The 2710-nt window shown below is 56.5% G+C and carries 1 rRNA gene; it reads right to left on the minus strand.

The window, feature by feature from the left end:
- Window positions 1-48 precede the first annotated feature (48 nt).
- Window positions 49-2710: ribosomal RNA gene (locus IG65_RS0133755) — 23S ribosomal RNA — on the minus strand; the annotation flags it as partial.

A 2710-nucleotide genomic window follows, 5' to 3' on the forward strand; every position in this document is an offset into this window, starting at 1 on the left:
GAGCAGTGTGTTGTTTCAGATACCGCACAGTGGACGCGTAGCAGCTTTGTTGGTAAGTCCTCGGCCTATTAGTACCAGTCACCTCCATGCGTTACCGCACTTCCAGTTCTGGCCTATCAACCCAATGGTCTGTTGGGGGCCTTACCCCCTTAAAGGGGTGAGAAACCTCATCTTGGAACAGGCTTCCCGCTTAGATGCTTTCAGCGGTTATCCCTTCCGAACGTGGCCAACCAGCCGTGCCCCTGGCGGGACAACTGGCACACCAGAGGTTCGTCCGTCCCGGTCCTCTCGTACTAGGGACAGCCTTCCTCAAGTTTCTAACGCGCGCGGCGGATAGAGACCGAACTGTCTCACGACGTTCTAAACCCAGCTCGCGTGCCGCTTTAATGGGCGAACAGCCCAACCCTTGGGACCTACTCCAGCCCCAGGATGCGACGAGCCGACATCGAGGTGCCAAACCATCCCGTCGATATGGACTCTTGGGGAAGATCAGCCTGTTATCCCCGGGGTACCTTTTATCCGTTGAGCGACACCGCTTCCACATGCCGGTGCCGGATCACTAGTCCCGACTTTCGTCCCTGCTCGACCTGTCAGTCTCACAGTCAAGCTCCCTTGTGCACTTACACTCAACACCTGATTGCCAACCAGGCTGAGGGAACCTTTGGGCGCCTCCGTTACATTTTGGGAGGCAACCGCCCCAGTTAAACTACCCACCAGGCACTGTCCCTGAACCAGATCATGGCCCGAGGTTAGAGGTCCAATACGACCAGAGTGGTATTTCAACGACGACTCCACGAACACTGGCGTGCCCGCTTCACAGTCTCCCACCTATCCTACACAAACCGTACCGAACACCAATACCAAGCTATAGTGAAGGTCCCGGGGTCTTTTCGTCCTGCCGCGCGTAACGAGCATCTTTACTCGTAATGCAATTTCGCCGAGTCTGTGGTGGAGACAGCAGAGAAGTCGTTACGCCATTCGTGCAGGTCGGAACTTACCCGACAAGGAATTTCGCTACCTTAGGATGGTTATAGTTACCACCGCCGTTTACCGGGGCTTAAATTCTCAGCTTCGCGAATTGCTCCGCTAACCGGTCCTCTTAACCTTCCGGCACCGGGCAGGCGTCAGTCCGTATACATCGTCTTACGACTTCGCACGGACCTGTGTTTTTAGTAAACAGTCGCTTCTCTCTGGTCTCTGCGACCCAACCCAGCTCCGAGTGCAAGACTCATCACCAGATCGGGCCCTCCTTCTCCCGAAGTTACGGAGGTATTTTGCCGAGTTCCTTCACCACAGTTATCTCGATCGCCTTAGTATTCTCTACCTGACCACCTGTGTCGGTTTGGGGTACGGGCCGTGTACCAACTCACTAGAGGCTTTTCTCGGCAGCATAGGATCACTGAATTCACCTCAACCGGCTACGCATCACCTCTCAGGCACATGAGACACGGATTTGCCTATGTCTCGCCCTACAGGCTTACACCCGGTAATCCACCACCGGGCCCAGCTACCTTCCTGCGTCACCCCATCGCTTGACTACTACACCCAGGGTCCCATGCAGCCGCTTCAGGTCTCCCGAAGGAGATCCGTCCACATTTGGATGGTTAGCACAGATGATTCGCCATTGGGCGCGGATACACGGGTACGGGAATATCAACCCGTTGTCCATCGACTACGCCTGTCGGCCTCGCCTTAGGTCCCGACTCACCCTGGGCGGATTAACCTGGCCCAGGAACCCTTGGTCATTCGGCGGACGAGTTTCTCACTCGTCTTTCGCTACTCATGCCTGCATTCTCACTCGCGCAGCCTCCACAACTAGGTCACCCCGCTGCTTCCCTGGCTACACGACGCTCCCCTACCCACCCAGTCGACTGGCCCGAAGGCGATCTGTATGACTGAGTGCCGCGGCTTCGGCGGTGTACTTGAGCCCCGCTACATTATCGGCGCAGGATCACTTGACCAGTGAGCTATTACGCACTCTTTCAAGGGTGGCTGCTTCTAAGCCAACCTCCTGGTTGTCTCAGCGACCCCACATCCTTTTCCACTTAGTACACGCTTAGGGGCCTTAGCCGGCGATCTGGGCTGTTTCCCTCTCGACTACGAAGCTTATCCCCCGCAGTCTCACTGCCGCGCTCTCACACACCGGCATTCGGAGTTTGGCTGACTTCGGTAAGCTTGTGGGCCCCCTAGGCCATCCAGTAGCTCTACCTCCAGTGTGAAACACGCGACGCTGCACCTAAATGCATTTCGGGGAGAACCAGCTATCACGGAGTTTGATTGGCCTTTCACCCCTACCCACAGCTCATCCCCTCAGTTTTCAACCTAAGTGGGTTCGGGCCTCCACGACGTCTTACCGTCGCTTCACCCTGGCCATGGGTAGATCACTCCGCTTCGGGTCCATGACATGCGACTCAAACGCCCTATTCGGACTCGCTTTCGCTACGGCTACCCCACACGGGTTAACCTCGCCACACACCGATGACTCGCAGGCTCATTCTTCAAAAGGCACGCCATCACCCCACGACCGAAATCGAAGGCTCTGACGGATTGTAAGCGCACGGTTTCAGGTACTATTTCACTCCCCTCCCGGGGTACTTTTCACCTTTCCCTCACGGTACTAGTCCGCTATCGGTCACCAGGGAGTATTCAGGCTTACCGGGTGGTCCCGGCAGATTCACAGCAGATTTCACGGGCCCGCTGCTACTCGGGT

Origin of the sequence: Nocardia sp. NRRL WC-3656, from assembly GCF_000720265.1 — a bacterium.
Classification (GTDB): domain Bacteria; phylum Actinomycetota; class Actinomycetes; order Mycobacteriales; family Mycobacteriaceae; genus Nocardia; species Nocardia nova.